The sequence below is a fragment of the Streptococcus sp. 2018110 genome, from assembly GCF_019754115.1.
Classification (GTDB): Bacteria; Bacillota; Bacilli; order Lactobacillales; family Streptococcaceae; genus Streptococcus; species Streptococcus hashimotonensis.
In genome coordinates this window covers 64,813-72,092 of sequence record NZ_JAIJZO010000011.1, presented here as the reverse complement: position 1 = coordinate 72,092, position 7,280 = coordinate 64,813, and the positions used below count along the sequence as shown (strand labels likewise).

The 7,280-nt window shown below is 35.8% G+C and carries 8 protein-coding genes; all 8 read right to left on the bottom strand.

Annotated features, from left to right (window positions below):
* Positions 1–575: 575 nt before the first annotated feature.
* Positions 576–1,046 (bottom strand): sigma-70 family RNA polymerase sigma factor, encoded by a 471-nt coding sequence (locus K5Q34_RS07750; RefSeq protein ID WP_024393242.1) that lies wholly within the window; start codon positions 1,044–1,046, stop codon positions 576–578.
* 352 nt (positions 1,047–1,398) lie between these two features.
* A complete protein-coding gene (gene ftsH, locus K5Q34_RS07745; protein ID WP_024407779.1) occupies positions 1,399–3,372 on the bottom strand; it encodes an ATP-dependent zinc metalloprotease FtsH in 1,974 nt (657 codons plus the stop codon).
* 21 nt (positions 3,373–3,393) lie between these two features.
* On the bottom strand, positions 3,394–3,936 hold the full coding sequence (gene hpt, locus K5Q34_RS07740; protein ID WP_014735203.1) for a hypoxanthine phosphoribosyltransferase: 543 nt from the start codon (positions 3,934–3,936) through the stop codon (positions 3,394–3,396).
* A 7-nt stretch (positions 3,937–3,943) separates the two neighbouring features.
* On the bottom strand, positions 3,944–5,212 hold the full coding sequence (gene tilS, locus K5Q34_RS07735; protein ID WP_221864798.1) for a tRNA lysidine(34) synthetase TilS: 1,269 nt from the start codon (positions 5,210–5,212) through the stop codon (positions 3,944–3,946).
* On the bottom strand, positions 5,213–6,493 hold the full coding sequence (locus K5Q34_RS07730; protein ID WP_221864797.1) for a serine hydrolase: 1,281 nt from the start codon (positions 6,491–6,493) through the stop codon (positions 5,213–5,215).
* Between the two features lie 12 nt (positions 6,494–6,505).
* Positions 6,506–6,619: an SP_0009 family protein gene (locus tag K5Q34_RS11820; RefSeq protein WP_004194325.1), complete on the bottom strand. Its 114-nt coding sequence runs from the start codon at positions 6,617–6,619 to the stop codon at positions 6,506–6,508.
* Complete coding sequence (locus tag K5Q34_RS07725) at positions 6,616–6,984, bottom strand: septum formation initiator family protein (RefSeq protein ID WP_004194327.1); 369 nt, start codon at positions 6,982–6,984, stop codon at positions 6,616–6,618. The genes K5Q34_RS11820 and K5Q34_RS07725 overlap by 4 nt, the downstream gene beginning before the upstream one ends.
* Positions 6,971–7,243, bottom strand: coding sequence for an RNA-binding S4 domain-containing protein (locus tag K5Q34_RS07720; protein ID WP_004194330.1), 273 nt, complete (start codon positions 7,241–7,243; stop codon positions 6,971–6,973). The genes K5Q34_RS07725 and K5Q34_RS07720 overlap by 14 nt, the downstream gene beginning before the upstream one ends.
* Between the last annotated feature and the right edge of the window lie 37 nt (positions 7,244–7,280).

Here is a 7,280-nt window from a genome sequence, read left to right as displayed (position 1 = left end):
GTTTGGTTCGTCTTCTTTAATTTTCAAAGGTCTTGTTCGTTATCGCGCTCTCGCGACAACTATCTTAGTTTATCATTTCTTAGAAACTTTGTCAACACTTTTTTGAAACTTTTTTTCGTTTCGCTGTTAAACAATTCCTCCAAGAGACAACTCAATTATTCTATCATCTTCTACTGAACTTGTCAACACTTTTTCGAAACTTTTTTCATTCCGCTACTGACTAGCCCCTCAAGAGACAACTCAATTATTCTATCACGACTTACTATACATTGTCAACCGGTTTTTGGGGATTTTTTACACTGAAAGTTCTATGTAGATACTAAAGCATAAGGTTAATTCCAAATAATACCGCTGAATCAGTCAATCCGGCACTTAAGTTACTATTGGCTGAGTATCACATTTAGTCACTCCTCTACTCTTCATAGGAGAGGGGGCTAATTTCAACTTGAAATTTGTTTTTTCTCCTATTCCTTATTCTCTTTGCTATAACCTATATAAAAAGAAACTGAACAGAACTTTTTATGATACTTCTGCCCAATTTCTTAATTCGATTAACATAATGTCAGTGACTAGCTTTAGCGAAAGTCTTTCAAATGAATTTGTAAATCACGTATCATTTCACGGCGACCATTAAAACATTGTCCGCTAATTAATTTTTCGTATTTATCAAGTTGATCATTGCTCAGATTTTTTCGATAATCTCTCAAGGCACCTCTCAACATTAATAGTTCATCGTTTATCAATCCCGGTGATTGTATTGCGTGAGATAATTCGTGAATATCTTCATGTGGCATACGGTCAAACTTGCGTTTTTGACTTTCCTGTTTGCGGATACGATCCTTGATTCGATTTCTGAACTTAACTTTAAAATAACAATATAATTGAACTTGTTCATCAACTAGCCACGGTTGATCTTCCAACAATTCAAACAAGGTCATCATTCCTTCTTGTTCCCAATCATCTCGATCCCATAGTTTAATGTAAAACTCTTTTCGAGCCTTGTTTACAATGCCTTTGACGCTTGCGTACACTTTTTCGAATTCCATTTCTTAATCTCCTTTTGTTGATGGTTTAAGTTTATCGAAAAGTGCTGGCTTTCTACAGGACATTTTTGTCTAGCTTACTTTATTTGATTTTTCTTTTTTAAAGTGCATTTGCTATTGATACTCTATGAAAAACATTGCATTCTGCTCCAGAAGGGAATTATTTTGGTATAGTTCTAAGATTGAGATAAATAACTATTGATTCGTTTTTCTTGTAAATGCCCTGTTTCTGATGTGTAGCATGTAAAAAAGCCTTCGCCAAGATTATGTACTTAGCGGAGGCTTTGTGGTTATTTTAGTGGTTGAGAGTGAGGGCAGATCCGTTATGGAATGTCTTGCCCAGACTATTTTTATACTACTCTTTCGTATTAATTTTCTCTTTTACTTCTTCATAAGAAAGGGGATGAACATCTTCGTCATCGTGTTCAATATTCTCTGGCATTTTGCCTGTTTCATACAGAGATTTAATTTGAACACTATCAAGAGTTTCATATTTGAGAAGTGCTTCTGCGATCAGTTTGTGTGTATCACGGTTTGATTGAATAATATCTGCAGCTTTATTTCGAGCTTCATTTAGTAAATCACGTACTTCATTATCTAACTCATATGCAGTTTGCTCAGAAATATGTTTTTGAGTTGTTTGTCCACCAAACATTGCATGACTGCCTTCATACTGCATTGGTCCCATTTTTTCACTCATACCATATTCTGCAACCATAGCACGCGCCATCTGTGTAGCTTGTTCAAAGTCATTTGAGGCACCGGTTGTTTGGGTATTGAAAATAATTTCTTCCGCAACACGACCACCCATAAGACCAGCCAATTGCTCCTTCATATCTTCTTTAGATAGAAGCATTTGATCTTCTTTAGGAAGGGCAATCATGTATCCACCTGCGCGACCGCGGGGAACAATTGTTACTTTGTGAACTTCACGTGCATTTGATAGTACGAGACCAACAATTGTATGACCTGCTTCATGGTAGGCAACGATTTCGCGTTCTTTGGCTGAAACTTGACGGTCTTTCTTAGATGGACCTGCAATTACACGATCTTCTGCTTCGTCAATATCTGAAGCATCAATGACAGTCTTGTTTCGACGTGCTGCTACAAGGGCTGCTTCGTTAAGAACATTCTCTAAATCTGCACCAACAAATCCTGGTGTTTGTTGTGCTACTAATTTCAAATCTACATCTGCTGCTAATGGTTTATTCTTCGCATGAACTTTAAGGATTGCTTCACGTCCTTTAACATCCGGACGACCAACCAATACTTTACGGTCAAAACGACCTGGACGAAGAAGGGCAGGGTCTAAAACATCACTACGGTTGGTTGCGGCAATGACAATGATCCCTTCGTTCCCTTCAAAACCATCCATTTCAATTAGGAGTTGGTTGAGGGTTTGTTCACGTTCATCGTTACCGCCACCCATGCCGACACCACGTTGGCGACCGACAGCATCGATTTCATCGATGAAAATAATGGCTGGTGCTGCTTTTTTTGCATCTTCAAATAATGAACGAACACGGCTGGCACCGACACCAACAAACATTTCAACAAAATCTGAACCAGAAATGGAGAAGAATGGCACACCTGCTTCACCCGCTACTGCTTTGGCAAGCAAGGTTTTACCTGTTCCTGGAGGACCCTCTAGTAGCACACCTGCTGGAATACGTGCTCCAAGTTTAGTAAAGCGTTTTGGATCCTTCAAAAATTCAACAACTTCAACTAATTCTTGTTTTTCTTCCTCTGCACCTGCTACATCTGAGAAACGTACCTTGATGTTACTTTGTTCCAAAGCTTTAGCTTTATTCCGTCCAAAGTTCATTGCACCACGTGCTCCACCGCCACCCTGGTTCATCATCATCATAAAGAATACACCAGCAATGATAAGCGGTAACAAATTAAAGACGATATTTAACCAAAGTCCATTTGAACTTTCAGGTTTAATAGTAACCTTTACTCCATTTTCATTTGCAAGAGCTTGTAGCTCTGACAAATTCGTTTCTGACGGTAAAATTAGGGACTTAAAGTTTTTATACTTAACTTTGCTAGAAACTTGGAATAACTTAATAGATGAAGCTAACTCATCTTTAGCTTCCTGTTCTGTTTTGTACTTACCAGTAATTTCAATAACACTTGAATTTGGTTGATAAGTAATTTCAGATACATTATTATTTTTCAATTCAGTTACTACTTGTGAATAACTGATTTCTTGAGTTGCTACTTGCTGACCAGCGTTAAAAAATTGGAAGGCTGTAACAATAGTGGCAATAACGAGAATAATGAGAAAAGGATTTTTTATAAATCCTTTATTTGGTTGATTGTTCATAATATAGTAGGAAACCTTTTTCTATTTTGTGTAAACTTCCTCTTTGAGTACACCAACATAAGGAAGATTACGATAATTTTCATCATAATCTAAGCCAAATCCAACTACAAATTCATTTGGAATAGTAAAGCAAGTGTAGTCTGGCTCGATTTCAACAACACGACCTTCTGGTTTATCAAGAAGAGTGGCAATTTTAATAGAAGCTGCCTGACGCAAAGCAAAGAGTTCTTTCAATTCTTTTAATGTGCGACCAGTGTCAATAATATCCTCTACGAAGATGATATGTCGACCTGCAACACTATTGTCCAAATCCTTGATAATCTTAACGGTACCGCTACTCTCCGTTCCGCCATGGTAGCTAGAAACAACCATATAATCCGTTTCTACATGGGCATCAATATGTTTCATTAATTCTGCCATAAATGGGATAGAACCTTTTAAAATTCCTACAAGAATAGGATTCTTATCTGCATAGTCTGTTGCTAGAATTTGACCGAGTTCTTTGCATTTTGCAACGATTTCTTCTTCTGAAACAAGAATTTTCTTAATATCTTTGTCCAACATAGTTGTTCTACTCTTTCATTTTTATATATAAGGTAGCTTTGATTATATCATTTTTTACTGATTTACTCAAATCACTGCTAACAAGATTCGTAATTCCATAAATTTCTCCATCCTGCTCGATAATAAGCGCATTTTGTCGAACTTTCTGTGAGATTTTATTATCAATAAACCAACGGCGGAGTTTTTTATTTACTCCGTTTATTAAAATGGTATCCCCAGCCTGCCTTCTCCTCACTACAATTGGATTTTCTGTAGGAAAATATAAAATACTATCCGCTTCTACCAAAGGATGATTGAGAGAAAAAATATATGAGCCGTAAGAAAAAATACCCTCTGATTTTATCATGATTTTTTCTGGTTGACTATCCGTCTCTAGTCCTATTTTATAAATTTGAAAACGATGATAATCCTTCTCTAACATGTAATCATTTTTCAATAAATGATAGTAGTTAGTTTTTGAACGCAATATATGTAATACTTCATTAAATTGTGGACGAGAGAGCTGTAAATCAGGAAATTTTTCCAAATATTCCTCTAATAGATAACTTTGTACTGCAGGTGTCTGTTGTTGAAAACTCATCACATCTGTAACGGATAAATCCTGTGTCAAATCTCTTAGCGCTTGAAATAGATTATTTGTATCAACTGCAAGATTATTGAGAGCAAGTTCGATTTTAGGATTTTCCTGTTTTAACTTTGGTAAATAGTCATTTCTGACTCTATTTCGAAAATATTTGAAATCTGCATTACTGCAATCTTCAAAATGAAATAGCTTATCAAAATCTGCCTTTTTAAAAGATAAAAGTGGTCGAATAAGTTCTCCTGTTGCAAAAGGCTGAGTCGGTTGAATTGCTGATAAGTGACGCAAACGCCCTCCTCTAATCAATCGCATAAAGACAGTTTCTGCTTGATCATCTGCATGGTGGGCTGTTACTAGTGCAGTGTAGCCTTCCTTCTCCATGATTGTAGCAAAAAATCCATAACGCCATTTTCGCGCCGCTTCTTCTGAAAAAACACCTTCAAAATAGGACAGATAAAAGGGAACATTACTTTCTTCTGCTAACTGTTTAAGATATTTTTCCTCGATGACAGATTCTTCCCTCTGTCCATGATTAATATGGGCAATTCCAAGTTCAATCCCTAACACTTGTTTGCATTCGTATAAAAGATGGAATAGGTTCATAGAATCTACCCCACCGGATACGGCTACTAGTACTTTCTTATGTTTATCAAAAAAGTGACCATCCTGTGTCACTTTTAAAAATCTATCTTTCATTTACTTTAAAATCCCGTAAATATCATTTGCAATTTGTGTAATCTCATCATAATTTGATTTATCTGTAAAAATAGATAAAACAAAAGGATACCCTGCGTAAACAATCGCTACATCGTGTTTGACATCATCTGCATCGCCAATTTTATGAGCAACTGGAACTGAGATGTCTTTCGAAATACGTTGATTATCAAATTGAGTAGATAACAAACTTTCTAGCACATAGCCATTTTGAATATATAAGGCTTCCATCATTTTCCCTGCGATCTCAGCTGAAGTTTCACGTGTAACCATACTCCACTCACTACCTGTTTTAGCAGTTATTACTTGATAAAAATTGGAATCGAATTTATTAGCTACATAATAAGAAAGTAAATTACTAGCTACATTATCTGACTCTTTAGCAGTCTTATTGATCAATTCTTCCACTGAATAATCTTTGTTGTCAGGAGTTTTTGACAGTGAACCACTTCCTCCAGCAACATAAGCTCCTGGGAAGGACATAGATTCGGCTGTATATTTCACTTTAGTAGTCAAATCAATATACCCAGCATTCAGTTGCTCTTGAACGTAATAAAGAATTGGTAGTTTAGCAATGCTGGCAGAATAGAATAGTTTCTCTTGATTTACACCTGCAGTTTGACCTGTTGACAATTGTTTCACATATATACCAATAGTATCTTTGGAATATTTGTTAGTCAACAACTCTTGAACGGCTTCTACTCTATTATCCGTTTTAGAAAGATTATTTACTGCAATCCAACCTTTATCTGTAACATAGGCAAACTCACCTAGGGAAGTTGTTACAATTTTAGAAACCATAACAGCTTGATAGGGTTGTAAATCATTTTTTATTTCCGTAGCTTCGTTAGCAATTGGTGAGGTTAACAATGTGAAACCTTTTTTTGGCCAATAAGTTTGCTCAACAGTAGTTTCTGTAACAATTACATCATCAAATAGTAGATGCCTACTTGCAAGAATGTAACCCTTGTCATCTATTTGGAAAACCAATTCTTTTTTACTATTGACTAGAGCATCCGTAATAGAAAAATGTTGGTTCGGCTGTAATTGTCCACCTGCTATAGTCAGTTCTTCATCCGAATAAAGATTCTCAGTTTGAAAAATATTTGGGTTTTGAGGGATAGTTTGAAAATACTGATCATAGATAGTATGAGTCAATTCGTATTCTTCTTGCGCTGTGAGTTCAAATGGTATTTCTGTACTATCGACCACCTGCCATCCAAATAAAACTGGCAATAACCATACGAGCAGTTTTTTCTGCATACTCCCTCCTTTCTACGATTCATTTTCTTCTAACTTTAATTCTCTATTCTTTTGATTCAACTCTTCTAATTTTTCATCAGAATGCTGTAAAAATTGCTCTACAATTTTAAAAATAGATTCGGTCATTTTGGTAACCCTGGAATATTGTAGACAAATTCCCCTTCTTTAGAGTATTGATACTTAGCCCGAACATACTTTGCTGCATATTCCTCATTTTTCAATTTTGCAACCATCTCTGCTTCCTGCTTCTGTTCTTTGGTCAGTTCTTCGTAATTTTTTTCCAATTCAGCAAGTTTCTTTTCCTGCTGCTGAATATTAGTGTAAGTCCCAACAAGATTGTAGGCAGGCAACATAAAAAGAAAGATAACTAGAATGAGAATTGCACCCATAAAACGATTTTTTTGTTGGCGTTCTGCCAATTGATGCTGAGTTTTTTTACGCTCCGACTGAATAAAGGCATTATTCAGTTGTAGAATTTTAGATTTCTTCATCTTTTTCTATCCTTTTTTCACTGATAATTTCATACATTTTCAGTGCATCTTCTTTTTTAGTCGAATCTTTCATCTCAAGTACTTTTACAGTGAGTAGTTTATTACCAAATTGGATTTCAACCTGATCATTTACTTTTAAATCTGTTGAAGATTTCGCCAAAATCCCATTGACTTTTATTCGTCCTTTATCGGCAACTTCCTTCGCAACTGTTCGACGCTTGATAATGCGGGATACTTTCAAATATTTATCTAGTCTCATACTTTACCTCAGTTCACTATTTTACCATTTTTCAAGA

Coding starts and splice junctions, on each gene's coding strand:
- K5Q34_RS07730 (WP_221864797.1), bottom strand. CDS start 6,493: ATGCAGAAAAAACTGCTCGTATGGTTATTGCCAGTTTTATTTGGATGG.
- hpt (WP_014735203.1), bottom strand. CDS start 3,936: ATGTTGGACAAAGATATTAAGAAAATTCTTGTTTCAGAAGAAGAAATC.
- K5Q34_RS07720 (WP_004194330.1), bottom strand. CDS start 7,243: ATGAGACTAGATAAATATTTGAAAGTATCCCGCATTATCAAGCGTCGA.
- K5Q34_RS11820 (WP_004194325.1), bottom strand. CDS start 6,619: ATGACCGAATCTATTTTTAAAATTGTAGAGCAATTTTTACAGCATTCT.
- tilS (WP_221864798.1), bottom strand. CDS start 5,212: ATGAAAGATAGATTTTTAAAAGTGACACAGGATGGTCACTTTTTTGAT.
- ftsH (WP_024407779.1), bottom strand. CDS start 3,372: ATGAACAATCAACCAAATAAAGGATTTATAAAAAATCCTTTTCTCATT.
- K5Q34_RS07725 (WP_004194327.1), bottom strand. CDS start 6,984: ATGAAGAAATCTAAAATTCTACAACTGAATAATGCCTTTATTCAGTCG.
- K5Q34_RS07750 (WP_024393242.1), bottom strand. CDS start 1,046: ATGGAATTCGAAAAAGTGTACGCAAGCGTCAAAGGCATTGTAAACAAG.